21 protein-coding genes are annotated in these 25,568 nt (G+C 66.4%); 10 read left to right on the top strand and 11 right to left on the bottom strand.

Annotation, left to right across the window (positions count from 1 at the left end):
- Positions 1–136: 136 nt before the first annotated feature.
- From AC3FNH_RS28665 to AC3FNH_RS28645, 5 genes are all read left to right on the top strand, one after another.
- Positions 137–1,324, top strand: a complete 1,188-nt coding sequence (locus AC3FNH_RS28665) for a thiolase family protein (RefSeq protein WP_488722482.1) — start codon at positions 137–139, stop codon at positions 1,322–1,324.
- Between the two features lie 11 nt (positions 1,325–1,335).
- On the top strand, positions 1,336–2,259 hold the full coding sequence (locus AC3FNH_RS28660) for a 2-dehydropantoate 2-reductase (RefSeq protein ID WP_488722481.1): 924 nt from the start codon (positions 1,336–1,338) through the stop codon (positions 2,257–2,259).
- A gap of 402 nt (positions 2,260–2,661) precedes the next feature.
- Complete coding sequence (locus tag AC3FNH_RS28655; protein ID WP_276100482.1) at positions 2,662–3,288, top strand: hydrolase; 627 nt, start codon at positions 2,662–2,664, stop codon at positions 3,286–3,288.
- Between the two features lie 47 nt (positions 3,289–3,335).
- A complete protein-coding gene (locus tag AC3FNH_RS28650) occupies positions 3,336–4,049 on the top strand; it encodes a YoaK family protein (protein ID WP_488722480.1) in 714 nt (237 codons plus the stop codon).
- A gap of 7 nt (positions 4,050–4,056) precedes the next feature.
- The gene (locus AC3FNH_RS28645) at positions 4,057–4,656 is read left to right on the top strand and encodes a TMEM175 family protein (protein ID WP_276100484.1); all 600 of its coding nucleotides are present in this window, start codon (positions 4,057–4,059) and stop codon (positions 4,654–4,656) included.
- A 38-nt stretch (positions 4,657–4,694) separates the two neighbouring features.
- On the opposite strand, the gene AC3FNH_RS28640 is transcribed toward AC3FNH_RS28645, so the two are convergent.
- From AC3FNH_RS28640 to AC3FNH_RS28620, 5 genes are all read right to left on the bottom strand, one after another.
- Positions 4,695–5,369, bottom strand: coding sequence for a TetR/AcrR family transcriptional regulator (locus AC3FNH_RS28640; RefSeq protein WP_488722479.1), 675 nt, complete (start codon positions 5,367–5,369; stop codon positions 4,695–4,697).
- A 132-nt stretch (positions 5,370–5,501) separates the two neighbouring features.
- Positions 5,502–7,139, bottom strand: a complete 1,638-nt coding sequence (actP, locus tag AC3FNH_RS28635) for a cation/acetate symporter ActP (protein WP_488722478.1) — start codon at positions 7,137–7,139, stop codon at positions 5,502–5,504.
- Positions 7,136–7,507: a DUF485 domain-containing protein gene (locus AC3FNH_RS28630; protein ID WP_488722477.1), complete on the bottom strand. Its 372-nt coding sequence runs from the start codon at positions 7,505–7,507 to the stop codon at positions 7,136–7,138. Before AC3FNH_RS28630 ends, actP begins: the two co-directional genes overlap by 4 nt.
- 37 nt (positions 7,508–7,544) lie before the next feature.
- Entirely contained in the window at positions 7,545–8,768 is a 1,224-nt protein-coding gene (locus AC3FNH_RS28625; RefSeq protein WP_488722476.1) for an FAD binding domain-containing protein, read from the bottom strand.
- Positions 8,765–9,244, bottom strand: coding sequence for a VOC family protein (locus AC3FNH_RS28620; RefSeq protein ID WP_488722475.1), 480 nt, complete (start codon positions 9,242–9,244; stop codon positions 8,765–8,767). Before AC3FNH_RS28620 ends, AC3FNH_RS28625 begins: the two co-directional genes overlap by 4 nt.
- A gap of 345 nt (positions 9,245–9,589) precedes the next feature.
- On the opposite strand from AC3FNH_RS28620, the gene AC3FNH_RS28615 reads away from it, so the two are divergent.
- A complete protein-coding gene (locus AC3FNH_RS28615; RefSeq protein WP_488722502.1) occupies positions 9,590–10,504 on the top strand; it encodes a LysR family transcriptional regulator in 915 nt (304 codons plus the stop codon).
- Positions 10,505–10,559: 55 nt separating this feature from the next.
- Here the strand turns inward: AC3FNH_RS28615 and AC3FNH_RS28610 are convergent, their stop codons facing one another.
- The gene (locus AC3FNH_RS28610) at positions 10,560–11,642 is read right to left on the bottom strand and encodes a maleylacetate reductase (protein WP_488722474.1); all 1,083 of its coding nucleotides are present in this window, start codon (positions 11,640–11,642) and stop codon (positions 10,560–10,562) included.
- 52 nt (positions 11,643–11,694) lie between these two features.
- Positions 11,695–12,699, bottom strand: a complete 1,005-nt coding sequence (locus AC3FNH_RS28605; protein WP_488722473.1) for a tripartite tricarboxylate transporter substrate-binding protein — start codon at positions 12,697–12,699, stop codon at positions 11,695–11,697.
- Between the two features lie 191 nt (positions 12,700–12,890).
- Here AC3FNH_RS28605 and AC3FNH_RS28600 point away from each other — a divergent pair, with 191 nt between their 5' ends.
- Positions 12,891–13,844, top strand: coding sequence for a LysR family transcriptional regulator (locus tag AC3FNH_RS28600; protein WP_488722472.1), 954 nt, complete (start codon positions 12,891–12,893; stop codon positions 13,842–13,844).
- Positions 13,845–13,915: 71 nt separating this feature from the next.
- Here AC3FNH_RS28600 and AC3FNH_RS28595 read toward each other — a convergent pair whose 3' ends face one another.
- The 4 genes from AC3FNH_RS28595 to AC3FNH_RS28580 all read right to left on the bottom strand — a co-directional run bounded on the left by AC3FNH_RS28595 (position 13,916) and on the right by AC3FNH_RS28580 (position 23,093).
- Complete coding sequence (locus AC3FNH_RS28595; RefSeq protein WP_488722471.1) at positions 13,916–15,028, bottom strand: alkene reductase; 1,113 nt, start codon at positions 15,026–15,028, stop codon at positions 13,916–13,918.
- A gap of 49 nt (positions 15,029–15,077) precedes the next feature.
- On the bottom strand, positions 15,078–16,280 hold the full coding sequence (locus tag AC3FNH_RS28590; protein ID WP_276100497.1) for an MFS transporter: 1,203 nt from the start codon (positions 16,278–16,280) through the stop codon (positions 15,078–15,080).
- A gap of 275 nt (positions 16,281–16,555) precedes the next feature.
- Entirely contained in the window at positions 16,556–22,138 is a 5,583-nt protein-coding gene (locus AC3FNH_RS28585; protein WP_488722470.1) for an AAA family ATPase, read from the bottom strand.
- Between the two features lie 283 nt (positions 22,139–22,421).
- A complete protein-coding gene (locus AC3FNH_RS28580; RefSeq protein ID WP_276100499.1) occupies positions 22,422–23,093 on the bottom strand; it encodes a response regulator transcription factor in 672 nt (223 codons plus the stop codon).
- Positions 23,094–23,506: 413 nt separating this feature from the next.
- Here AC3FNH_RS28580 and AC3FNH_RS28575 point away from each other — a divergent pair, with 413 nt between their 5' ends.
- The 3 genes from AC3FNH_RS28575 to AC3FNH_RS28565 form a co-directional block, all read left to right on the top strand.
- A complete protein-coding gene (locus tag AC3FNH_RS28575) occupies positions 23,507–24,193 on the top strand; it encodes a hydrolase (RefSeq protein ID WP_488722469.1) in 687 nt (228 codons plus the stop codon).
- Between the two features lie 211 nt (positions 24,194–24,404).
- The gene (locus tag AC3FNH_RS28570; RefSeq protein ID WP_488722501.1) at positions 24,405–25,226 is read left to right on the top strand and encodes an alpha/beta fold hydrolase; all 822 of its coding nucleotides are present in this window, start codon (positions 24,405–24,407) and stop codon (positions 25,224–25,226) included.
- 12 nt (positions 25,227–25,238) lie between these two features.
- The coding region (locus AC3FNH_RS28565; protein ID WP_488722468.1) for an amidohydrolase family protein at positions 25,239–25,568 on the top strand (330 nt) is incomplete at its 3' end.

The following is a 25,568-nucleotide window of genomic DNA, read 5'->3' as shown; positions in this document are numbered from 1 at the left end:
GAGGGCGATGACGGATGCGTCGGCCGGCACACGTGGAGGGCAGTTGACCAAGGGCCGGCAGCGTTCCGCGTCGCCGCCGCATGAGGACGGAAGCTGAGTCGAATGTGACGCAAGTCACGGCAACAGGAGCAGGGCGATGAGTGCAAAGGACGTAGTGCTGTGTCATCCGGTACGGACCGCGATCGGGGCCTTCAACGGGTCGCTGAAGGGTACGCCGGCCACCGAACTGGGCGCGGCGGTAATCCGCGAAACGGTGCGGCGCGCGGGCATTGAAGAGGCAGCGATCGGCAGTGTGGTGTTCGGCAATGTGGTGCAGGCAGGCAATCGGATGAATCCGGCGCGGCAGGCCGCTATCGGCGCGGGCTTGCCGGTGTCGTTGCCGGCGATGACCGTGAATCGCGTATGCGGGTCGGGCGCGCAGGCGATCGCCACGGCGGCGGACGAGGTGCGGCTTGGCTATGTCGATGTGGCAGTCGCGGGCGGCATGGAGAACATGGACCGCGCACCGTATCTGCTGGCCAGCGGCCGCTGGGGCAATCGCATGGGCGATGCCACCATGCAGGACAGCATGCTGCACGACGGCTTGCAGGACGCATTTTCTGGCCAGCATTCAGGCTGGCACACCGAAGATCTCGCGACGCGCTACGAACTGAGCCGGGACGCGCAAGATCGTTGGGCAGAGCGTTCGCAGTCATACTTTGCCCGCGCCCGGCAGCAGGGCCGTTTCGCGGCGCAGATCGTTGACATCGCACTGAAGGGCAAGCAGGGCACTGTCGCATTCAATATCGACGAGGCCAGTCGGCCGGAAACGACGCTGGAAGGACTGGCACGCCTGAAGCCCGCGTTCCGGCCCGACGGCACCATCACGGCTGGGAATGCGCCCGGCATCAACAGCGGCGCCGCTGCCGTGCTGGTGGCGGACCGTGCCTTCGCCGAACGCCACGGGCTCGCGCCCATGGCCCGGCTCGCGGCCTACGGCGTCGGGGCCGTGGAGCCGGGCCTGTTCGGACTGGGACCAGTGCCGGCAGTGCGCCAGGCACTGCAGCGAGCCGGCTGGTCGCAGGGCGATGTCGAGCGATTCGAGATCAACGAGGCCTTCGCGGCGGTGCCGCTGGCCGTTGCCGCCGAACTTGGCCTGCCGCACGACATCATCAACGTCGACGGCGGCGCAATCGCGCACGGCCATCCCATTGGCGCGACCGGCGCGGTGCTGACCACGCGGCTGCTGTACAGCATGCAGGCGGACGGCATCCGGCGGGGCATCGTCACGTTGTGCATCGGCGGCGGGCAGGGCATCGCCCTCGCGCTGGAAATGCTGTCGTGAGGCCGCCATCCATGAAGATACTGGTACTCGGCGCGGGCGGCATGGGTGGCTACTACGGGGCGAGGCTGATCGAGGCTGGCGCCGACGTGACGTTCCTGGTCCGTCCCGCTCGCGCGGACGCTCTCGCGCATCATGGCCTGCGCGTGCGTAGCGACCTGGGGGACTTTCGCGGTTCTGTGAAGACGGTCGTGGCCGATGATCCCGGCGCCGGCTACGACCTGGTATTGCTGGCCTGCAAAAGCTATGACATCGACGCGGCGATGGACGCCATCGCTCACAGCGTCGTGGAAGGCGGCGCCGCGGTCCTGCCGTTGCTCAATGGCCTGTCCGTCTACGACCAACTGGATCGCCGCTTCGGCCGGGACCGCGTTCTTGGCGGGGTGTCGTACATCGCGACGACCCTGGCCACGGACGGGGCGATCTCGCATGCGGGACGCGCGGACAAGCTTCTTGTCGGTGCCCGCACGCAACAGGGGCAGACGCTGGCTGCGGATTTCCACAGGCTGATCTCGCGCACGCCTGGCATTCGGGGCCTCTCCCCCGACATCGGGCAGGAGCTATGGAACAAGTGGGTCATGATCGCCGCCGGCGCACTGATGACCTGCCTGATGCGTGGCACGGTCGGCGACATCCTGAAGACGCGAGACGGCCGCAGGCTGATGGAGCAGGCCATCGACGAGTGCAACGCCGTGGCGGCGCTCTGCGGCTATCCCCTGCCACCGCGCGTGGCAGCGGAGATGCGCGACCGCTTGCTTGACGATGCCTCGACCTGGGCAGCTTCGATGATGCGCGACATCGCACGAAACGCGGGCCAGATCGAGTCCGATGCCATCGTCGGCGATCTTCTGGCGCGCGCCGCAACTGTTGGCCGAGACTTGCCGCTGAGCCGCATCGCTTACTGTCACCTGCAGGTCTATCAGGGCCAGCATGGCTGAGCAGGGCGCTCCACAAGTCGCATGGATTGCGCTGCCGCCTTGCGCTGCGCCGTCGCCGGGTATCCAGATACCGCCGATTCGATCGACCATACCAAAGGTTGATTGATATATCTGACGCCTTGCGCGAATACTCGACCAAAACCAGCTCATGAGGTAGGACCGCTCCGGCGGAGGTTGCGCTCTCTGATGGAGCGAACCGGATCCATTTGTTCAAATAATTTGATGGATTTGTCCGTGGATCGATCTCCTCAGGCAAAGCGGCCTCCGCTATCGTTCCGGTTATGGCAGCCATTGCCAAATAGACGTCGCAGAGAATATTCAGCGAAATTGAATGCCCGGGCGGCGCCCCTGGCTTGCGACCAGCTCGCAGTCCCAGTCCCCAAAACGAACAGGAGAACTTCCATGTCCAAACTACCGTTGCTCGAACCTGCCGATTGCGCACTGATCCTCGTCGATGAACAGGCAGGCCTTGCGTTCGCTGCGGGTTCCCAGGACCCGCAGATTCTGCGCAGTAACGGTCTTGCGGTCGCCAAGACAGCGGTTACCTTTGGGCTGCCGGTCGTGGTCTCCACTTCGGCCTCCAAGGTGTACAGCGGCCCATTGATGCCGGCGTTCCGTGAAGTGCTGACAGACGTCACGCCAATCGAACGCCGCAACATGAACCTTTGGGAAGACGATGCGGTGCGCAACGCGATTACGGCGACCGGAAAGCGTACGCTGATCATCGCTGGCATGTTGACGGAGGCTTGTGTAAGCTTCCCGGTCCTCTCGGCGCTGTCCGAGGGCTATCAGGTGCACGTCGTTGCCGATGCTTGTGGCGGACTGACACCGGCGAGCCATGACCTCGCGTTGCGGCGGATGGCCGCCGCTGGCGCGGTCATGACCTCCTGGATTCAGCTCCTGCTCGAATTCCAGAGGGACTGGACCCGCCATGACACCTATGAGAAGGCACGCTCGATCGTGGTGGAGCACGGTGGCGGGTATGGCACGGGCCTCGCGTATGCGCGTGACATGATCAAACCGGCGTGAGCGTCATTGCCGCAGACACCTAATGCTGTTCGGAGGATGCAAACGACATGGCAGCCATCAGCGATTCGCAGCTTCACGATAACCCGGCTACGAGCTTGTGGGCGCAATGCCGCACGGCCGTACTGCTCACCATCGTGGGTGGCGCCATCGACACCATCGGCTTCATCGCATTGCTCGGCTTCTTTACCGCCCATGTGACTGGCAACCTGGTGCTGGCGGGCGCCGCGTTCGTGAAAGGAGGCGCGGGCCTGTGGGTGAAACTCGGGGCCATTCCGCTATTTATCGTCACGGTCATGCTTGCCAAGATATGGATTGACCGCTGCAGCCAGTCCCACAAGACACTGGGCTGGCTGTTCGTGGCGGAGGCTGTGTTCCTGTCGGGCTTCATGCTGGCGGGCCTGTATTTCGATCCGCTTCTCGATCCCGGTGCGGGCGAACTGGCGCTGACCGGCGGCCTGGGCCTGATGGCCCTGGCAATCCGCAATACAGCGAGCAAGACGCTGATCAAGCACATCAGCCCCAGCACCATGATGACAGGGAATACCACGCAGCTCGGCATCGACCTGTCCAATTTCGTACGCACGCTCAGCCGGGAGCACGGGATGGCCGTGCTGAAAAGCGGCAGCATCGTCGCCGGCTTTGTTGCAGGCGCGTTTCTTGGCGCCGTGCTTTACATGCGCATCGGATTCTGGAGCGTATTGCCTTTCATGATGGTGACTCTATATCTGGCCAGTCTCTCCTTCCGCAAGCAATTCATCTGAGGGGGCCATGACCATCAACAGAAGTCGACTGGAATCGTTCAGTGACGGGGTCATTTCTGTGAGCCTGACGCTGATGCTCTATCAGATTCAGCTTCCCGCTGAATTCAACTGGGGTGGCGTACGAGCGGAGGCACGTCACTTCTTCGGATATGTGCTCAGCTTTGTTTACGTCGGGATTTACTGGAACAATCACCATCACATGTTCCAGATGGTGCGAAGCATCAATGGAAAGATCATGTGGGCAAATCTCAACCTGCTGTTCTGGCTGACGATGATTCCCATCACCACCACCTGGATCGGAAAGTCAGAGTTCTCGAAGGTTCCAACTGCGCTGTATGCCTCTGTACTGTTCATGTGTGCCACATCCTATTGGATATTGCAGCGTGTCATCATGGCATCGCAGGGAAAGGGTTCCTCGCTCGCAGGTGCGATTGGCAAGGATCTGAAGGGGAGGGTATCTCTTGTCGTGTACGCGCTGGCAATCCTGGTAAGTTTCTACAGCAGTATCGCAGCAACATTGATTCTGATTGCGATGGCGGCATTCTGGTTTCTTCCCGACTCGCGCATCGAAAGGTATCTCCTGGGGCAGGAGGGCAAGGATTCATAGCCCACCGGCCTGATGGAAACGGTCCTTGCGTTGTTACCTTACGGCGCGCCCGCCCGCATGGCGCGCAGGGCCGCTGGTGCGCCGTGCAGGAACATGTCGACCTGCCGGCGGATCACGGCTTCCATGTCGGCCGGCACCTTGAGCCCGTAGATCCATTTGCGCACGCCGATATAGAAGATGGCTGCGTGCAGGCTCCAGATCATCTCGATCTCGGCCTCGGTCTGCGCCGCATCTCGGGGTGCGGGAATACCGAATTCTTCCCTGACCTCGGCCAGCACGGGCAGGAACACCTTGCTGCGCAGTTTGCTCAGGTACTTCTTGTTGATGCCTTCGTGGGTCAGCCCGGCAAAGATGAACAGGCGGATCCATTCTTCACGGAGGATCACCGATGAATAGTCGAGGTAAAACGTGTAGAGCCGTTCCGTCAGGGGCATGGAGCGGTCCGAAATCTGGCGCTCCCAGTCCGCGCGCCACTGGAAGACCTCGTTGTAGACGCGCTCGATGAGCGCGTCCTTGCTCTCGAAATAGCGATAGAGCAAGGGCTGCGTGACGCCGATCTGCCGGGCCAGTTCGCGGGTGCTGCCGCCGAAGCCATTGCGGGTGAAGTGCTCGATGGCCTTTTCGACGATCTGCTGCTCGCGCTCCTCGGGCAGCAGGCGCCGGGTGCCCTTGACGGCGGCGTCTTCCGCAGCCGGTGCGTTGCCTGTCTCCATGACGTTCTCTCTCTCGCGATGACGATGCGGATGATGTCCGGATTCTACCAATCGCCCGATTAGTGAGAAGACGGGCGCGCGCAGGCACCTGCGCACGCCCGTTGCATGGCCCGGAACGATCCGGAGCTGCGGCTAGCTGGCAGGCTTGCTTTCGATGCCCAGTTCGCAGGCGACGCGCTGGTTCTGGTAGGCCGCGCGTTCCCATGCGCCGCGTGGCGAGCGGTCGGTCACGGAAAACACATAGATGCCCACAAACGCCGCCAGCATCGAGAATAGCGCCGGGTACTCATACGGATACACCGCCGACGCATGTCCCAGCACCTGCACCCAGACGGTGGGGCTCAGGATCGTCAGCACGACAGCGGTCACGAGCCCCGTCATCCCGCCGAGCACGGCGCCGCGCGTGGTCAGTCCGCGCCAGTAGATCGACAGCAGCAGGACGGGAAAGTTAGAGCTTGCGGCGATCGAGAAGGTCAGGCTGACGATGAAGGCAATGGTCTGCTTCTCGAACAGGATGCCGAGCAGGATCGAGAGCACGCCCAGCACCAGCGTGGTGAGGCGCGAGACCCGCATTTCGTCCTTGTCGGACGCGTGGCCCTGGCGGATGACGGTCGCATACAGGTCATGCGAGATGGCCGAGGACCCGGCCAGCGTCAGCCCCGCGACCACGGCAAGGATGGTCGAGAACGCCACGGCGCAAATGAAGCCGAGGAAAACGTTGCCGCCGACAGCATGCGCAAGGTGCACGGCCACCATGTTGACCCCGCCGATCACGGCGCCCGCGCCGTTGTGATAGAGGGGGTCCGGCGCCACCAGCGCGATCGTGCCGAAGCCGATCACGATGATCATGGCGTAGCCCGCGCCGACGATGCCTGTCGCATAGAGCACGCTCTTGCGCGCCGCCTTGACGTCGGCCACGGTGAAGAAGCGCATCAGGATGTGCGGCAGGCCCGCGGTGCCGAAGATCAGCGCCAGGCCCAGCGACACGGCCGAGACCGGGTCGGAGACGAGCCCGCCGGGGCGCATGATCGCGTCGTGCTTGCCGTGCGCGGCAATGGCGTGCTCGAACAGGGTGTCCAGGCTGAAGCCGAAATGGCTCAGGACCATGAACGCCATGAACGCGCATCCGGCCAGCAGCATGACCGCCTTGATGATCTGGATCCACGTGGTGGCCAGCATGCCGCCGAAGAACACGTAGACCACCATCAGGACGCCGACCAGCACCACCGCGGAGGTGTAGTTGAAGCCGAACAGCAGTTCGACCAGCTTGCCGGCGCCGACCATCTGCGAAACCAGGTACAGCAGCACGATCACGATCGAGCTCGAGGCCGAGAATCCGCGGATCGGGCGCTGCCTGAGGCGGTAGGACAGCACGTCGGCGAGCGTGTAGCGGCCGAGGTTGCGCAGCGGCTCGGCGATCAGGAACAGGATGATCGGCCAGCTCGCCAGGAAGCCGATCGAATAGATCAGGCCGTCATAGCCGCTGGTGAAGACCAGTGCCGAGATCCCCAGCAGCGACGCCGCCGACATGTAGTCCCCGGCGATCGCCCAGCCATTCTGCATGGCGGTGATCTTGCCGCCGGCCGCGTAGTGGTCCGCCACGCTGTGGTTGCGCCGGGCCGCCCAGCGCGTCACCGCGAGCGTGGCGGCGACGAACACCACGAACAGGGCAATAGCGATCAGGTTCAGGCCCTGGCCGACGGGCGGCGTGGCGGCCCAGGCCGGGGTGGCCGCCAGCAGCGGGACAACCGTGGTCAGTGCGCGTTTCATGGCTGTTCTCCGTTGCGGATGTCCGCGATCATCCTGTCGTAGACGGTGTTGCTGCGATACACGTAGACGGCCACCAGCGTAAAGGTGAACGCGAACATGCCGAAGCCGATGGGGATGCCGACGCTCATCGGCCGGCCCGGCGTCAGCGGCAGGGCGAGCAGGTCCGGCCGGAAGGCCAGCGTCAGGATGAAACCGAAATAGACCAGCAGCATGGCGGCCGTGAGCGACCATGAGAAGCGCCGGCGCATGCGGTGCAGGTGTTCGAAGGCGGGCTCGCTCAGCATCGGGTGCGGGACGACTGGCGTCTCGGACCCGGCGAGGCCGGGGCCGGCCGCGAAGGGGGCAGAGGTGGGGGCAGCTTGGGGCATGAGGTTGTCTCCGAATGGTTGTTGTTCCGGGCCGCGCTCAGAACCGGCGGGACACGGCGGTCTCGCGCATCACGGCTTCCGGCGTGCGATAGCGCTCGGCCATCTCGCGGTCCTGCTCGCTCCGGAGTTGCGCCTGCATATACGCGCCAAGATGGCGCGCATGCTCGACGACGGCCTGTCCGACCTGGACGCGTTCGGCGCTGTACGCTTCGAGCGCCGCTTCGGCCGACGCATGGCCGGCAAGGGCGCGCACCAGCGCCATGGCATCGCCCGCTGCCTTGGTCACGCCCATGCCGCAATGCGGGCGCGCCACGAAGGCGGCGTCGCCCAGCAGCGCGATCCGGCCAAACGCCATTCGCGGCACGGTCAGGTCGTAGATCGGCTGGAACAGTGGCTGGGAGGTTTTCGCGACCACTTCAGCAAACTGCGGCGCCAGCAGTTCGGTGGCGGCGCGTTCCATGTCGGCGAGCACGTCCGGACGGATCAGTCCCGGCGGGATGCCGTTGGCCCAGAGCTTGCCCGTGGCGTCGGTCAGCAGGTCCTGAAGTTCATCGTCCTCGCGCGTGGCGCGATACCAGACGAAGTTGTAGCGGCGTTGTCCCGGCTCCGTGCTGTTGCCGTCGCCGGCCACGGGGTAGCCGAGGATCTGCTCATGCGGAGGCAGGCAGAACGCGAACTTGCCGAAGATCGCGGCATGCGTGGCCGGCGAGAGCTGCGTTTCGTCGACCAGGCCGCGCCAGGCGATGTATCCCGCGTACTCGAGGCCCGCCGCCGGCAACATCTGTTCGCGCACGCCGGAGCGGAAGCCGTCGGCCGCGACGACGACGTCGGCGCGGTGCGTGGAACCGTCCTGGAGCGTGACCAGCGCGTGGTCGGCACGCGAATCGACCGCCGTCACCATCGCGCCGGTACGGTAGGCGCCCCGGAATGCCTTGCCCAGCACGTCGTACATCTTGCCCCATGCGGTCAGCGTCTGCGGCATCTCGCGCTCGGACACGACAGCGCCGTCGCGCGAGAGCGTCATGCGGGCATTGACGCGCACGCCGATGCTGTCGTCGACCGCCACGCCGGCAGCGGCCAGCGCGTCGAACAGTTCCGGATGGGTGACGATGCCGGCGCCACGGCCGCTCAGGGCCTCGGGCGTGCGTTCGAATATCTCAACGTCCCACCCGCTGCGCTCAAGCATGTTGGCGGCAAACAGCCCGCCGAGCGAGCCGCCGACGATGATCGCTTTTGGTTTCTGGTGCAGTACGGTGTTCATGCCATCCCTCCGGTTCTTGCTTGCGCCGCATTTGGCAGTTCCAGGCCGGCCACTTCGGCAGCCGGGTAGTTCAGTTCGATCGTCACGCCAGACGGGTCTTCAATGAAGACCTGGTGCAGGCCGAGGCCCGGCACCGTACGGTCGCGCCAGGGGATGCCTGCGGCGCGCAATGTTGCCCACATCTGCTGCACGCCGGTGGCCAGGAACGCGATGTGGTCCAGCGTGCCGGTGCCCGTCGCGGGCAGCGACTTGTCGCCGAGATAGGCGGACAGTCCCGCGGCGTTGTCCGGATCCACGCCAATGAGGTGGACGGTGCCGTAGTCGCGCTCGTCGTCGCCCATATAGAGCCAGGCGCCGGGAAAGTTGAACGGCGGACGGTAGCCACGGCGAAAACCGAGGATGCGTTCATAGAACGCACAGGACCGTTCGAGGTCCGTAGTGCGGATGGAAAAATGTGCCAGCTTGGTGAGTGCCATCGCTGCCTCCTTAAATTATCGAGCGATCAGTGATCGTTTGATAAATAATAGGGCGGATCGCCCAGCGGGCAAAGGGCGGAGAAGCTGGTGTTAACCCTGATCCAGGAAGGTGGCTGGCGATGGCGCGTGGCGAATCGGCGACAGCGCCGGCAAGGCCTTGTTGCTGGCCGGGCGAGGCAATGCGCGCCAAGGCGTGGCATCATCGCCCGACATGCCATCGTGCCGTCGCAGGTCATTGCCGAACGGCAACCCGACGATGGGACCGCGTTCTACATGCTGGCGCGCGACGCATCGGCAGGACCCGGCGCCCCAAGCACGGATCGATCAACCAGTCCCAAGGCAAAAATGGACAAGCTGCTTGCACTGAAGATGTTCGTGGAAACCGTGGACGCGAAGGGTTTTTCCGCCGCGGGGCGCCGCCTGAACCTGGCCACATCGTCAGTTACGCGCGCGCTGGACGGGCTTGAGGCGTCGCTCGGTGCGGTGCTGCTGAACCGCTCCACACGGCTCATTACCGTCACGGAGGCAGGCGCCGCCTACTATCAGCGGGCCCGCAGGATCCTGGATGCGGTCGAGGAGGCCGACGCGCTGATCGCGGATCGGGGCGAGGAGCCGGTAGGGCAACTGCGCGTGTCGTTGCCGGTGGCGTTCGGCCGGCGGTGCATCGCGCCCTATCTGGGCGATTGGCTGGCGAAGTATCCGCAGCTCGAGGTCGAAGTGACGCTGACCGACGATATCGTCGACCTGTTGGGCGAGCGCATCGATCTTTCCGTGCGGCTGGGCAGCCCGGCATCCTATGACAACGTCGTCGCGCGGGAAATCGGGCGCTTTCGCCGCCATGTCGTTGCCAGCCCGGACTATCTGCAAGGCCACGGCAGTCCCGCTGATCCGGTCGACCTGGTCAATCACCGCTGCCTTCGGTTCAGCTATGGCGCGCGCGATCAGGTCTGGACCTTCCGGCAGGGCGACAGCGAGACCAAGGTGCCGGTCAGCGGCCACTTCCGCAGCAACAACGCCGAGGTCCTGCGCGACGTCGCGCTGGCCGGCGCAGGGATCGGCCTGCTGCCCGACTGGCTGGTCGACCACGACATCGCTAGCGGTCAGCTGACGGCGTTGTTCGACGACTGGTCCGTCAATCCGGACCAGGCAAGCTCGGTGATTTCAGCGCTGTATCTGCCGACCCAGCGCGGCTCACGCAGAATCGGCGCATTCCTGGAGTTCCTGGCCGCGCTGCCCGGGCCGACCCGCCGCCGGGACTGACGCATGCTGCCGCGCCGGCGCGTACGCGGGAGCGGGGCGCCGCGCCGCGCCGCGTTCAGGCCGACGGCGCTTTTCCGGCGAACGCGTCTTCCAGCAGCTGGCGGATCCCCTCGCGTTCGAGCGGGCGCGGATTCGGATACTGGTCGCGCAGCGCCAGCTCGCAGGCTTGATCTAGGTCGGCCGACGACAGTCCCAGTTCGCGCAGCGATGTGGGCGCACCGAGCTTCGCCGCCAGTTCGAACACGGCGAGCGGGCCGCTGCCATGCGCGGCACCGAGTGCCTGTGCAATGGCGGCCATTGCCTCCGGCGCGGCAGGCGCGTTGTACGCCAGCGCATGAGGAAGCACCACCGTGTGGACCTCGGCATGCGGCAGGTTGAAGGTCCCGCCCAGTGTGTGACAGAGCTTGTGATGCAGGCCGGCCGTCACGCTGCCGAGCACGGCGCCGCACAGCCAGGCGCCGTAGAGCGCGTCGCTGCGGGCTTCGCGCAACGCCTCGTCAGCGTGCTGCTCCGCTGCGGCAATGACCGGCAGTGCCCGGCCGAATGCTGCAATGCCTTCGCGTGACATCCACTGGCTCACGGGGTTGCGGTCGGAGGCATAGAGCCCCTCGGCCGCATGGGCGATGGCATTGATGCCACTGGTCACGCTGATCGGGACCGGCAGGCCCAGCGAGAGGTCCGGATCGTAGAGGATGGTTCGTGGCAGCACGCGCGGGTCGCGCCCCGTGCGCTTCAGGCCGGCATCGGTCAGCCCATAGATCGGTGTCATTTCCGACCCGGCGTAGGTCGTCGGCACGGCGATGACCGGCAGTTCCGACTCCAGTGCGATGGCCTTCGCCAGCCCGATGGTCGAGCCGCCGCCAATGGCGACAGCGCAGTCGGCACCAAGCCGTGCGGCGTGCTCGCGCGCCAGGCGCGCCTGCTCGATCGGTACGTGCATCACGGCGCCGTCGAAAATCCCGGCGCTGCGCGTGCCCAGCACCGCGGCCGCGCGTTCGGCAAGCTTGCGCTGGCCGGGCGTGCACAGCACCAGCGCGCTGCGCGCGCCGAGGGCATCGGCTTCCTCGGCAAGCCGCGCCAGGCTGCCGGGGCCGAAGACGACGCGTTGCGGACGGGTCTGGTAGGCGAAAGGAACCATCGCGAAATGCCTGTCAGGAAGTTGGTAAAGGGTTTAGGCCAGCAGCGCGCGCTCAGTCGACGGCAATGTTGCGTGCCTTGATCAGCCGGCCCCAGCGCGCCGATTCGTCCTGGATCAGCTTGTTGGTCTGCTGTGCATCGCCGGCCACCACGTCGAAGCCGCCGTCGGTCAGCAGTTTCGCGATCGCCGGATCGCGCAGCGTCGACGTCATGGCGGATGTCAGTTTGCCCAGCACTTCCGGCGGGGTCCTGGCCGGCGCGATCATCGCGACCCACGAATAGGCCTCGAAGCCCTTGTAGGACTCGGCTACCGCGGGGACAGCCGGCAGCCTCGCATCACGCTGGCGCGAGGTCACGGCCAGCGCGCGCAGCTTGCCCGACTGCACGTAGGGCAGCACCAGCGGCAGGCTCGCGATCATCGAGTCGACGTGGCCGCCGAGCAGGTCGTTGATGGCCGGGCCGCCCCCCTTGTAGGGCGTATGGATGCCACTGGTGCCCGCGGCCTCGTGAAAGGCCTCGGCCACGAGCTGGTTCGAGCTGCCGTTGCCCACCGACGCGTAGGACACCTTGTTCGGCACGCGTGCCGCCGTCACGTAGTCCTGCACGGTCTTGTAGGGCGAGGCGGCGGGTACGACCAGCACCATCGGCGAGCGCACCATGTAGGAGACGCCGGTCAGGTCGCGATGCGAGGCATAGGGCAGCTTCGGGTAGAAATGCGGCTCGGTGGCAAAGCCGTCGAACACCATGCCGACGGTGTAGCCGTCCGGCGCGCTGCGCGCGATCTGCCCCGTGCCGATGGTGCCGCCCGCGCCCGCGCGGTTGTCGATCACCACCGTCTGCGCCAGCCGCTTGCGCAGGCCCTCCTGGACCTGCCGCGCGACCTTGTCGACGGTGCCGCCGGCGGCATAGGGGACGACGATCGTGACCGGCTTGGCGGGCCACGTGTCAGCCCGGGCGAAGCCCGGTGCCAGCGCGCAGGCAAGCGTCAGCACCAGCGCGGCGGATGCTTGCGCGCGCGCTCGCACCGAATGGAAAAGGAAGGGCAGGGCGGTAGTCATCGTGGATCTTGTCTCCATGGTCGGCACGTTCCGATCGTTCGCGTCGCTTGCGCAAATCCAATCACGTGATGCTTCTGCTTTGCATTTTGTGCAAAAAACTTGCAGCGTAGCTCGTCGCCCCGATACTATGCCCTGGTCACTTCAACGGGAAGCCTTTGCTTCCGCGCAATGCCTTTGCGGGAAATGCACAAATGGAATTTGTCCGTTTTGCCGAGAACCTGGCCACCTTCGTCGACGTGGCGCGCGCCGGCAGCTTTTCGGCAGTCGCCAGGCGCAAGGGACAGGTGGCGTCGTCGGTCGCGCGCCAGATCGATGCGCTCGAGCGTGAAATGGGCGTGGCGCTGTTCACGCGTTCCACACGTGCGCTCGTGCGCACCGAGGCCGGGGACCTGCTGTTCGAGCGCGCGGCGCGCATCCTGCAGGAGTTGAACGACACGCGCGACGCCGTGACGGCGCTGGAACAGGGCGTCAGCGGCAGGCTGCGGGTTGCCTGCCTGCCCGCTTTCGCGCGACGCCATGTGGTGCCGCATCTTGGCAGCCTTTATGCGCAGTATCCGGGGCTGACCGTGGAACTGGAGCTGACCGAGCGCATCGTGGATCCGGTGCTGGAGCGCTTCGACGTGGTCATCCGCGTCGGACAGCAGGCCGACAGCAGCCTGATTGCCCGGCGCATCGCCAGCCAGCGCTACATCGTTTGTGCAACGCCGGCCTATCTCCAGGCGCACGGCCGCCCCTTGCATGCCGAAGAGCTCGCGCACCACCGCCTGATCGACCGCGCCCACAGCACCAGCATGCGCGGCTGGCGCGAAGTGCTCCGGCCGGCCCACGCCGCCAGCGCCGCGTTCGCGATGGAGTGTGATGATTGCGATGCGCGCCGGCTGTCGGTGTTGCAGGGGCTCGGTATTGCGCTGATGCCGGACTGGTCGGTTGGCGAGGATATCGGCGCCGGCCGCCTGGTGGAACTGCTGCTGGAGGGCGTGCTGCCGCAGGCGCAGGGCGGCATCCATCTGGTGCGGGCCGCGCCGCGAGCGCCGGCCAAGCTGAAGGCATTTTCCGCGCACCTGCTCCAGAGCATCGGCTCCCCGCCTCTCTGGCAGGTTGCGATGACGCGCGCCGGTGGTCCCGCCGGGCGCGACGCCGCCTGAGATGTCATCGCCGGGCGCCGGCAGGGGGCAAAGCCCGACCCGGCCAGGACCCGGCTTTGCCGCGGTCCAGCTCAAGCCAGCGCCGGATAGTCGGTGTAGCCGGCGGCCGTGCCACCGAAGAACGTAGCGGCATCCGGCGCGTTCAGCGATGCCTGGGTCTTTAGGCGGTGAGGCAGGTCGGGATTGGCAATGAACGGCCGGCCGAAGGCGATGATGTCGGCGCGGCCGTCGGCAATTGCCTGTTCCGCGGACTGGCCATCGTATCCGCCCGCCAGCATCAGAACGCCGCGGTATGCCCCCCGCATCGCGAGGATCATGCCGTCCCAGCGCGGATTGGCAGCCTCGTCCCTGACGGTGCCGACCATCGCCGGCTCGACCAGGTGCAGGTACGCCAGCGGCCAGTCATTGAGGCGTTGCGCGATGTAGCCAAAGGTGGCTTCCGGCGTGTCGTCGCCCATGCCCATGAAGCGCCCCATCGGCGTGAGGCGTACGCCCACGCGTTGTGCGCCGATTTCCGCGGCCACGGCGTCCACCACCTCCAGCAGGAAGCGCGCGCGGTTTTCGATACTGCCGCCATAGGCATCGGTACGGTGGTTGCTTTCCGAGTTGATGAACTGGTCGAGCAGGTAGCCGTTGCCCGCATGGATCTCGACGCCGTCCACGCCCGCGTCGATCGCGTTGCGCGCGGCCTGCCGGTAGTCCTGCACGATGGCTGCGATCGCTGCCGCGCTCAGTGCCTGCGGTGTCGGGATCTCGCTCCACACGCCGTTGCCGTCCGCGTCGACGATGAAGGTCTTGCCCGGCACGGGCAGCGCGCTCGGCGCGACGGGCAGGGCGCCGCCGGGCTGGAACGACGGGTGCGAGACGCGGCCGACATGCCAGAGCTGCAGGAAGATCCGGCCGCCTTCGGCATGCACGGCGTCCGCCACGGCGCGCCAGCCCTCGATCTGCTCGGCGCTATGGATGCCGGGCGTCCAGGCATAGCCTTGCCCCTGCTGGGAAATCTGCGTGGCCTCGGTAATGATCAACGCTGCCGACGCACGTTGCCGGTAGTACTCCACATTCATGGCGCTGGGCACATTGCCCGGCTGGCCGGCGCGCGAGCGCGTCAGCGGCGCCATGGCCACGCGGTGGTTCAGTTGCAGGGCCCCGATCGTGATCGGTGCGAACAGATGGGATGTCATGACAGCGACTCCTGTTGACGGATTTCCAATATGCACAGTCGGCACGGTCTCAGCGGCGCGAGGCCAGTGCCAGCGCTGCCAGCGAGACCAGGGCGAGACCACTGCCGGTGGCGACAATGCCGGACCAGCCGAGGTGCGTGTAGAGCGTGCTGGCCAGTGCCGAGCCCACCGCGCCGCCGGCAAAGATGGCGGTCATGTACAGCGCGTTCAGGCGTCCGCGGCTGGCGGCATCGAGCGCGTAGATCGCACGTTGGCCGAGCACCATGTTCATCTGCACGGCAAAGTCGAGCACGATGCCGGTCAGTGCGAGCCAGTACAGGCCGCCGGCGCCGCCGGCGATTCCCGGGATAAAGCTGACGGCTGCCGCGATCATCGCAATGTAGGAGGCGATGCGCGTGTGGCCCGCGTCGGCCAGGCGCCCGGCCACCGGCGCCGCGATGGCGCCCAGTGCGCCGACCAGGGCGAACACGCCGATCTGCGATTGCGACAGCCCGTACCGGCCGGCAAGCTCCAGCGGCGCGGCGGTCCAGAACAGGCTGAATGCCGCGAACAGCAGCGCCTGGTACAGCGAGCGCTGACGCAGCACGGCGAAGCGCGTGAAGAGGTGCCACAGCGACGCCAGCAGGCTGCCATAGGTGGCACGATGTTGCGGCTCGCGGCGCGGCAGTGTCGTGACGATGATCGCCACCGTGACCAGCGTCATCGCGGCGGCGATATAGAAGACGGCGCGCCAGCCGAAGAACTCGGCCATCACGCTCGACAGCGGCCGCGACAGCAGGATGCCGGACAGCAGCCCCGCCATGATCGTGCCCACCGTGCGGCCACGCAGCGCCTCGGGTGCCAGGTGCGCGGCCAGCGGGATCAGGATCTGCACACTGACGGAGCTCAGGCCCAGCAGCAGCGATACCAGCAGGAACACATGCGGCTGCGTCGACATGGCGGCACCGACCAGGCTGATGGCCGCAGCCACGCCGCTGATGGTCAGCAGGCGCCGGTTTTCATGCAGATCGGCCAGAGGCACCAGGAAGAACAGCCCGACCGCATAGCCGATCTGGGTCAGCGACACGATCACGCTGGCGCTCTGGGCGGACAGGCCAACGGCCGGAGCGATCAGCTCGATGATCGGCTGGGCGTAGTAGAGATTGGCGACCAGCACGCCGGCGCACAGCGCAAACAGGGCGACCAGTGCGCCGGACATCGGCGCGGTTGCATGGCCGGCGCCATGCAGGGTGGGGGAGGTTGTGGATTCCATGGCTTTGGGTGTCAGGTTGCGGTGTCCAAAGCTTAGGGGCCGGCAGGGGCAATTTGAATCACAGCGGCAAGCAAGTCAGCGTTGCGTGGCGCGCAACGGCTGCCATCTGAAGGGGTGGCTTTTGATTATCATTGGATAAACCAACGGCGAGCGGCGGTCACCATCGGGATAGGGGGGCGGACGCATCGGCGCAAGGGCCGGTTCCGCGCAAGGCAGCGTGATGCTGGCGCCGTGGGGATGGACTGTCGTCTCGGTGCTGGCGCTGGCGAGCTCGCTCAGCGCATCGGGCGTGCGTGACTGGCCGGGCCCGCGTCGCGCTCGCTGGGTATCGTGAACGCGAACATGCTGCCGTGCGGCACCAGCGGCGCGGCATGCAGCTGGCCCCTGTGCCCGCTGATGATGGACCGGCAGATAGCCAGCCCCATGCCCATGCCGTTGGCCTTGGTGGTATAGAACGGTTCGAAGAGCTGCTCACGCGTGTTCGCGCCGATGCCGATGCCGTTGTCGGCCACGCTCAGTTCCAGCGCCGTGCCGTCGACGTTGCGCGTGTTGATGTGCATGACGCGCGGGCGGTCGTCGATTTCGCTCATCGCGTCCATGGCATTGACCACCAGGTTCAGGATCACTTGCTGAAGCTGGATGCCGTCTCCGAAAGCGGTCGGGTTTTCTGCGTGCAGGGCCAGCTTGACGGCAATCTGGCGGCGCTCGATCTCGCTGCGCGAAATGACCAGGATATGCCTGACCGCATCGTGGAGATCCACCGGAGCAAGTGCCGGCGCGGCATTGCGCGTGAGCGCCTGCAGGCTGCGGATCATCTCGCCGGCACGCTGGCCTTCGCTGGCGATGGCCTCCAGGCCTTCGCGAGCGTTGGCGATGTCGGGCACAGGCCGGGCCAGCCAGCGCAGGCTGGCGCCGGCATTCGAGACAATGGACATCAGCGGCTGGTTGATCTCGTGCGCGATCGATGCGGTCAGCTGCCCGGCCGTGGTGGCGCGCGCCACCCGGGCAAGGTCGGCCTGCGCGCTGCGTACCGCGTCCTCGGCCTGGCGCCGCGCGGTGATATCGGTCACGGTGCCGAAATACTGCAGCGTGCCATCATCCGCGGGCAGCGGCTCGCCGATCGCCGCAAGGTGGCGGATCGAGCCATCGGTGCGCACGATCCGATGCTCGACGCGAATCGGCAGCCACTGCTCGGTATGGGCCGACACCACCCGCCGTATCGTCTCCCGATCCTCCGGGTGCATGCGCGCGACGAAGTCCTCGAATGCGAATTCCTGCCGGGAGGGGTCGAGCTCGTAGATGCGCCGCAGCTCTTCAGAGCAACGGAAGCGATCGTGGCGCAGGTCCCAGCGCCAGCTGCCCGTCTGGCTCAGCCGTTCGCCCATGGCCAGCGATGCCTCGCTGGCGCGCAGTTCGCGCTCCACCTTCTTGCGGCGTTCGTTCTCGGCAAGCAGGTCGTCGTAGAGACGGGCCGAGCGCAGCGAGATCGCGGCCTGCGCGGCAATCAGCTCCAGCAGGCGTGCCTGCTCCAGCGTAAATGCGTCGCGGACCAGGCGGTTCTCCAGGTATAGCGCGCCGATCACCTCGTTGTGGCGCAGCATCGGAATGCAGATGGCCGAACATTCGGGATGCGCCGCGAAGTAAGGGTCCCGGGCGAAGGGCAGGGCAGGCCGGCCTGCACTGGCCATGGTCGCCTGGCCGGAGCGAACCGCCGTGTTGACCATCGACAGCGGCAGCGTGCCGGTTCCCAGGCGCTCCTGCACCAGGTGCACACGTATGCCATCCGCGCCGGTGTCCGCGCGCGCTTCCACCGATTGCCCTTCGGGCCTGATGTGAATCAGCAGCCCGCGCTGGGCGGCGGAATACTCGAGCACGATCGTCATCAGCTTGTCGATCAGGCCGTCTAGCCGGATTTCCTCGGTCAGCGCCCGCGACGCCCTGATCACGCTTTCGGCGTCCATCGACTGTTGGCCTTCGCCAAGCGACCACGTGCGCGTCGGTGCGTGATCGACGAGATCCGGGTACTTCGCCTCCATCTGGCCGACTTTCCCGGTCGCGCCCCAGCGCCGGTAGAGATCCCGGGCGGCGCGGCGATGGGCCATGGCCGAAGACGCCAGCCCCAGCGTGTCGCAGTGCCCGGCGGCGCGTTCGTGCGCCAGGGCCGCGATCTGCACGAAGCCCTCGGTGCTCGCCTGCGCGATGGCCGCTTCATAGCGCGACATCGCGCCCAGTGCATCGCCTTCCAGCCTTGCCACCTCGGCCTCCACCAGCAGCGCCTTGTCGGCGAAGGATGCCGGATTGGCATCGGCCCACGCACGGATCCGGCGGGCGTCGGCGCGCAGCCTCTGCCATGCCGCCTCGTCCTGTCGCGTGGCCAAGGATGCGGTGGCCAGCACGCGGCAAACGTGGAAGTCGGACTGGTGGATGTGACCCGGCGCGGACCACGCCAGCGCGTCCGCCTTTTCCAGGCAGCGGGCCGCGGCCTCGGGCTGGTCGGCGAGCAGCAGCCTTGTTGCGCGATACAGCCATTGCCAGAACTCGAGCGTGGTCAGGCGTTCGCCCGTAAAGCCTTCGGCCGCGTCGCCGTCGGACTCCGGCGCTTCTCCGGCCGGGAAGCCCGCGGCCCGCAAGCCGTCGATATGGCGCTGCTGGACCTGCAGGATCAGCTCGACATCACGAAAGCCGGCGCGGCGAACCAGCTCGAGCCCGCGCCCGATCTCGGCGCAGATGTCGTCGAGCCGGTCGCCGCGCACAAGCATGCTGGCGACGATATGGCAGCACGCATAGCACGCCGTGGTCATGTCGCCATGGGCCACGCCGGAAGCCATGGCGGCGCGCGAACATTCGATCGAGAACGACAGCGGCTGGGTCCAGACGCTGAGCTGGTCGAGCGGCAACAGCGTGCGGGCTTCGTAAGCGGCGTAGCCATGGTGAGTCACCAGCCGGTGGGCCATCTGTCCGTAGCGGAACCCGTCGGCATAGGCGCCATAGCGGTGGCAGACCATGACGCCCAGCCAGGCCAGCGACGCGGTCGACGGGGCCGACATGCCGTGGGCCAGCGTGAGCCGCAGCATCTCGCAATGGCCGAGGAACGCCAGGTGCTCGTCGGTGAAGCTCGCGGGCACCAGCAGCGCCGACAGCAGGCTCATGGCCGCCTCGGTCTGCGCATCGCGCACTTCGGGCAGCGCGATCATGGCGGGCAGCCTGTCCGCGGTCAGCAGCGGGAGCAGCGACGCGTACAGCGCGTCGCAGGCGTGGGCGCCCGGGTGCGGACTCAGCGTGATGCCGAACAGGCGCAGGCTGTCGATCGCGGTCTCTACGGCCAGCGCGTTCTGGGACAGGCGCGTATGCATCTCGATCTTGAGCCGGTACACGCTGGCCTGCCGCGGCGGTCCGGCCGGCCGCTCGATCAGCTTGCCCGCCAGCGCGAGCGCATCGTCCAGGTGGCCGAGCTGGAACCAGCAGTTCGCCTGCTGTTCGAGCAAGGCGAATTCGAGCTCTTGTGAAGCCGGCTGCGGCGCGGCGGCCTGGCGCAAGAACTTCATGCCGGACTCGACGTAGCCCAGCGCTGTGCCGTAGGCCGCCGCGTGCCGTGCCCGCAAGGCAGCAGCATGGAACAGCCAGGCGACGTCCAGGGCTTCGTCCGGTTCGGTGACCAGCGCCGCGGCCTGCGCCAGCAGGCCGCTGGCGCGGAAGAGGAAATCGTCGCGCTGCGCATCGCCGAGATCGTCGCGCACGCGGGCGGCCAGCAGGCGGCCCGCGCGCAGGCAGAACCCGGCGCGCTCGTCTTCGGTCAGCCCGGCGTGGGCGGCTTCCTGGACACGGTCGTGCGCGAACGCGTAGGTACCGTCCTGCGCCAGCAATACCACGCCGGCGGTGCGGGCCGGCGCGAGTTGCGCATGCAGCGCGTGTTCGCCGAGGCCGAAGGTCATGCCAAGCAGCGATACCGGTGCCCGGCGTCCCAGGCAGGCCATGCCGCTGAGCAGGCGGCGCGTCGATTGCGGCAGGCGTTCCAGGCGCTGCAGCACAAGCGCCGCCACATTGTCGGTATAGGCGCGCTCAGCGATATGCTGAAGGTCGTACTGCCAGCCCTCTGCATCAGCCGAGTACACGAGCAGGCGGTCATCGACCAGCGTCGTCAGGAACTGCGTGACGAAGAACGGATTGCCGAGCGTCTTGTGATGCACGAGCTGCGCCAGCGGTAGCAGATCCTGTTCCGATGTGCGCAGCGTTTCCGCCAGCAGGTTGGCCACGGTGGCCTCGGAGAAGTTCTTCAGTACGACGTCGTGCATCCGTACGCATTCGCGCAGGTGCTTCAGGGCTTCCGCATTGACAGACCGTGCGCTGCAGACCAGCAGCAGCGGCGAAGGCGTGCGGATGAGCCGGGCGAGCAGGTGCCGGGAGGGCGCGTCGAGCCACTGGCAGTCATCGATCAACAGGACCAGCGGGCGGTCCGCCCGCGCAAAGGCGCTCACCAGCTGGCGCATTGCGATATCGACATGGACATCAGGATCGTCGCCGGCGGCCACCGACAGCGGCGGAAAATCGCTGACCAGCAGCCGCAGCGCCGGCGCCACCCTGCAGGCGGGCTCGCCATAGACACCGAGCGTTTGCGCCAGGCGTCGCTGCCATGCGTGTACCTCTTCCTCGGGGAGCGCCAGGATCTGGTGCACCAGTCCCTGGAAGGCCTCGGCGATCGCTACATAAGGCATGTCCTGACGGAACTGGTCCGCCTTGCCAGTGGAGCACCAGACACCCTGGCGCTGCAGGCACCTGGCGAATGCCTGCATCAACGCTGTCTTGCCAATGCCCGAGGGCCCGGTCAACGCCACGGCCATCGAGCTGTTATCGGCAATCACGCGGTCGAAGGCCGCGGATAGCTGGTGCATCGCGCTATCGCGCGCGAACAGTCCCTCGGGCAGCTCGAGGCCCGCCGGCTGGTCGCGTTCGCCCGGCTCGAAAGGCTCGATCTGCCTCGTTTCCTGCCATGCTGTCATGCAGCGCCGGAGGTCGGCTTCGAGCCCGGCAGCGGACTGATAGCGGCGGGCCGGGCTCTTGTCGAGCAGCTTCAGAACGATCCGGGACAGCGTTTCCGGAACCTCGGGCACGAACCTGTGGACCGGCACCGGCGCACTGGCCACGTGGCTGTGGATCCATTCCGACAGGTCGCCGGGGTTCCTGGCCGCAAGCGGCAAGCGCCCGGTCAGCATCTGGTAGAGGATCACGCCCAGCGAATACAGGTCGCTGCGGGCGTCGATGGCCTGGCGCGTGCGGCCCGTATGCTCGGGCGACATGTACGCGGGCGCCTCGCCGCCCATCGTCATCGCCAGCGCCTTGCCCCGGCCGTGGCCTGCATCGGCGTCGCGGCTCGCGTCGGACTGGCGCACGGCGAAGCCGAAATGTCCGATGCGGCAATGTCCCGCCGCGTCGGCAAACAGGCTGGCGGGCGTGATCGCGCGGTGGATCAGGCCGCTCTCGTGCATCGACCTGAGCGCGCCGGCCGCGCCGAGCGCGATCGCCAGCACGCGTGCCACCGGCTGGCGCTGGCGCAGCAGCGCCGCCACGGGCACCATCGGCCGGTCGTCGCAGAACGCGGCGATCCCGCTCCGGTAGTGAGTGATGCCGCGCGGCACCAGCGCCCAGTCATCGTGCAGCAGCGTGCGCAACGCGTACTCGTTGCGGATGCAGCGCGCGGCATCGGCTTCCACCTGGCTCGATGCCGCATGCGCGAGCAGCAACGTGTTGCCACCTGACAGGGGAACCCCGCGCGAGAGCGCGACGATGCCATCCTGATGGATCGTTTCAAAACGATAGTCGGACAGGGCGAAGACGTTGGTGTCGCCGAAAATGTCGGTCATTGTGGTGCGGCGCTGTGGCGTCCTTGACCGGTGGCCACGCGATGCGTCGCGTAGCCACGGCCGATGGCACGGGGATTCCAGGCTGTCCACCGTTCGAACAGCATAGTTCCCACGGGGCCTGCGCCAAATAATACCGTGGTATTGCCGGCGTGCAGGGCCGCGTCACGTGCGCCGGCGAAGGCACTCGGCGCGACGCCGCGCGCCTTGCCGATGGAGCGCCAGAAAGATGCGCGTGCCGTCCCGGTTCACCGTGAGAACAGGTCCGTGCCAAGGCCGGGGCCCGTCATGCCACCTTGCAGATGCCGATCTGCTGTGCCATCAGCACGAGGTCGGCAAACGTGCGCGCCTTCATCTTGCGCATGGCCTGGCCGCGATGGATCTTCACGGTGACTTCGCTGATGCCGATATGGGCAGCAATCTGTTTGTTCAGCAGGCCGGCGACGGCCAAACCCATGACCTCGGCCTCGCGCGCACTCAGCATGGCATAGCTGGCACGGACGGCTTCGGACCGTTCCAGCGTCCGGCGGCGCAGCTTGTCTTTCTCGATCGCGGCGGACACCGCGTCGAGCAGGTCCTGTTCGCGGAACGGCTTGACGATGAAGTTCTCGGCCCCGGCCTTCATGGCGGCCACGGTCATCGGGATATCGCCATAACCGGTCATGAAGATGATCGGAACATGCACACCCGACTGCGCCAGGCGCGACTGCAGGTCCAGCCCGCTCGGGCCGCGCAGCCGCACATCGAGCACCATGCAGCACGGCATGTCCGGGATGCCCGATGCGAGCAGCTCGGACGCCGACTCGAACAGCGCGACCTGCAGACCGACCGACCGGAACAGGCTGCTCAGCGCCTTGCGCAGCATGGCGTCGTCGTCAACCACCAGCACCATGGATTCCTCGGCCGCGCTAGCGGCCACGGGAACTGCGCTGCGCGATGTCACGGTTCTGCTATCCATTCCTGATCCACTGTTGCTGCCTGGTCCCGCCGCGCGTCGCGCGCCAGCAGGGACCTGCCCCGTCACGGCTGCACTACGTTGGTGCATTGAAACACAGAGCCCGCAAGCTTGCCACCCATACCAAGGTATTAGTGCGATTCCACTGGCCTGGCACGATCATCCGCGCATGCAAGCCCGGCCCATGTTGGCGGGCAGCTTCGAAGTGTCGGCACTGCGCGACGACACGCATGGTTCGGACAAGTAATACGAAGAGCTGATGGCCTGGCGGCCAATGGAGGTCTAGTCTTGGCTCGGACCGCATCGCGCCGATACCGCCGAAGGAAAGGCCCGGCGAGATACGAGCCACGCGGGCGGCGCGGCAGCATGCCGCGCCGCCCGCGAATCGCCCTCAAACGTTTCAAGGAATCACGATCATGTCGAATCCGAAGCTCGAAGTCCTGACCCCGCAGAACAGCCAGCTCATCATCATCGATCACCAGCCGCAAATGGCGTTCGGCGTCCAGTCGATGGACCGCCAGGCAATGAAGAACAACGTGGTGGGGCTGGCCAAGGCCGCGAAGATCTTCAATATTCCGACCACCATCACGACGGTTGAGAGCGAGTCGTTCTCCGGCTACACCTATCCCGAAGTCCTGGACGTGTTCCCGAATGCCAGGACGCTCGAGCGTACCTCGATGAACTCGTGGGATGACCAGAAGGTACGCGACGCGCTCAAGGCCAACGGCCGCAACAAGGTTGTGGTGGCGGGCCTGTGGACCGAGGTCTGCAACACGACCTTTGCCCTCTGCGCGATGCTGGAAGGCAACTACGAGATCTACATGGTGGGCGATGCGTCGGGCGGCACCAGCAAGGAAGCGCACGACTATGCCATGCAGCGCATGGTGCAGGCCGGCGCGGTCCCCGTTACCTGGCAGCAGGTGCTGCTCGAATGGCAGCGCGACTGGGCGCACCGCGACACGTATGACGCGGTGATGAAGCTGGTCAAGGAGCACTCGGGCGCGTACGGCATGGGCGTCGACTATGCCTACACGATGGTCCACAAGGCGCCGCAACGCACTGCGACCACGCACGAATCGCTGGCGCCGGTCGCGGCCCGCTGATCAACCCCTGTCCACGCGAGCCAATCCTATGAGCGCACACAAGAACCAGAACCTGCAGGAAGACGGGCACTCGTCGTCCCGGCGCCAGGTGCTCCGGTCCGGGGCGGGCACGGTGGGCGCCGCCGCCGTGGCGGCGGTGACCTCGTTCGCCGCGACCGATGCCAGCGCGGCCGGCAAGGCGGCGTCCCATCATTCCGCTGGAGGGAAACAGATGAACACCATCACTACCAGGGACGGAACCCAGATCTTCTACAAGGACTGGGGCTCCGGGCGTCCGGTCGTGTTCTCGCACGGCTGGCCGCTCAATGCCGACGCGTGGGATCCCCAGATGCTGTTCCTTGCGCAGAAGGGCTTCCGCGTGATTGCCCACGACCGGCGCGGGCATGGCCGTTCGAGCCAGCCCGCGCAGGGCAACAACATGGACACCTATGCCGACGACCTCGCCGCGCTGCTCGACGCCCTCGATATCAAGGGCGCCACGCTGGTGGGCCACTCCACCGGCGGCGGCGAAGTCGCGCACTACATCGGGCGCCATGGCACCAGGCGCGTGGCCAAGGCCGTGCTGATCGGCGCCGTGCCGCCGACCATGGCCAAGAGCGCCGCCTACCCCAACGGCTTGCCGATGGAGGTGTTCGACGGTATCCGCAAGGGTGTGGCCGACAACCGCTCGCAGTTCTACAAGGACCTGGCGACGCCGTTCTTCGGCTTCAACCGGCCGAACGCCAAGGTATCGCAGGCCACCATCGACGCGTTCTGGGCGCAGGGCATGACCGGCGGCATCCTTGGCCAGTACGCCTGCATTAAGGAGTTCTCGGAAGTCGACTACACCGAAGACCTGAAGAAGATCACGGTGCCGACGCTGATCCTGCATGGCGATGACGACCAGATCGTGCCGATCGACAATTCGGCCCGGCTGTCGGCCAAGCTGGTGAAGAACGCCACGCTCAAGGTCTATCCGGGCGCGTCGCACGGCATGTGCGTGGTCAACGCCGACCAGGTCAATGCCGACCTGCTCGCTTTCCTCAACACATAAGCCGGAACGCCAATGTCCGTCACCCGCCGGCAATTCATCGCTTCGGCTGCCGCCCTCGGCGCGGCAGCCTCTTCGGAGCTTCTCGCCATGTCCCCGACCCCGACGCCCGATCTCATCCTCGTCAACGGCAAGTTCACCACGCTTGACAAAGCCAATCCGCAAGCTGACGCCGTGGCCATCCAGAATGGCCGCTTCGTCAGCGTCGGCACGCGCGACGAGATCATGAAACTCGCGGCCGCGAAGACCATGGTGATCGACCTGAATGGCCGGCGGGTCATTCCCGGGCTGATCGACAGCCACATGCACATCATCCGCGGTGGCCTGAACTACAACATGGAGCTG

This window comes from Cupriavidus sp. 22TCCZM01-5 (assembly GCF_057798915.1).
This window is presented reverse-complemented; position numbering and strand designations above follow the sequence as displayed.

Coding starts and splice junctions, on each gene's coding strand:
- AC3FNH_RS28665 (WP_488722482.1), top strand. CDS start 137: ATGAGTGCAAAGGACGTAGTGCTGTGTCATCCGGTACGGACCGCGATC.
- AC3FNH_RS28660 (WP_488722481.1), top strand. CDS start 1,336: ATGAAGATACTGGTACTCGGCGCGGGCGGCATGGGTGGCTACTACGGG.
- AC3FNH_RS28655 (WP_276100482.1), top strand. CDS start 2,662: ATGTCCAAACTACCGTTGCTCGAACCTGCCGATTGCGCACTGATCCTC.
- AC3FNH_RS28650 (WP_488722480.1), top strand. CDS start 3,336: ATGGCAGCCATCAGCGATTCGCAGCTTCACGATAACCCGGCTACGAGC.
- AC3FNH_RS28645 (WP_276100484.1), top strand. CDS start 4,057: ATGACCATCAACAGAAGTCGACTGGAATCGTTCAGTGACGGGGTCATT.
- AC3FNH_RS28640 (WP_488722479.1), bottom strand. CDS start 5,369: ATGGAGACAGGCAACGCACCGGCTGCGGAAGACGCCGCCGTCAAGGGC.
- actP (WP_488722478.1), bottom strand. CDS start 7,139: ATGAAACGCGCACTGACCACGGTTGTCCCGCTGCTGGCGGCCACCCCG.
- AC3FNH_RS28630 (WP_488722477.1), bottom strand. CDS start 7,507: ATGCCCCAAGCTGCCCCCACCTCTGCCCCCTTCGCGGCCGGCCCCGGC.
- AC3FNH_RS28625 (WP_488722476.1), bottom strand. CDS start 8,768: ATGAACACCGTACTGCACCAGAAACCAAAAGCGATCATCGTCGGCGGC.
- AC3FNH_RS28620 (WP_488722475.1), bottom strand. CDS start 9,244: ATGGCACTCACCAAGCTGGCACATTTTTCCATCCGCACTACGGACCTC.
- AC3FNH_RS28615 (WP_488722502.1), top strand. CDS start 9,590: ATGGACAAGCTGCTTGCACTGAAGATGTTCGTGGAAACCGTGGACGCG.
- AC3FNH_RS28610 (WP_488722474.1), bottom strand. CDS start 11,642: ATGGTTCCTTTCGCCTACCAGACCCGTCCGCAACGCGTCGTCTTCGGC.
- AC3FNH_RS28605 (WP_488722473.1), bottom strand. CDS start 12,699: ATGACTACCGCCCTGCCCTTCCTTTTCCATTCGGTGCGAGCGCGCGCG.
- AC3FNH_RS28600 (WP_488722472.1), top strand. CDS start 12,891: ATGGAATTTGTCCGTTTTGCCGAGAACCTGGCCACCTTCGTCGACGTG.
- AC3FNH_RS28595 (WP_488722471.1), bottom strand. CDS start 15,028: ATGACATCCCATCTGTTCGCACCGATCACGATCGGGGCCCTGCAACTG.
- AC3FNH_RS28590 (WP_276100497.1), bottom strand. CDS start 16,280: ATGGAATCCACAACCTCCCCCACCCTGCATGGCGCCGGCCATGCAACC.
- AC3FNH_RS28585 (WP_488722470.1), bottom strand. CDS start 22,138: ATGACCGACATTTTCGGCGACACCAACGTCTTCGCCCTGTCCGACTAT.
- AC3FNH_RS28580 (WP_276100499.1), bottom strand. CDS start 23,093: ATGGATAGCAGAACCGTGACATCGCGCAGCGCAGTTCCCGTGGCCGCT.
- AC3FNH_RS28575 (WP_488722469.1), top strand. CDS start 23,507: ATGTCGAATCCGAAGCTCGAAGTCCTGACCCCGCAGAACAGCCAGCTC.
- AC3FNH_RS28570 (WP_488722501.1), top strand. CDS start 24,405: ATGAACACCATCACTACCAGGGACGGAACCCAGATCTTCTACAAGGAC.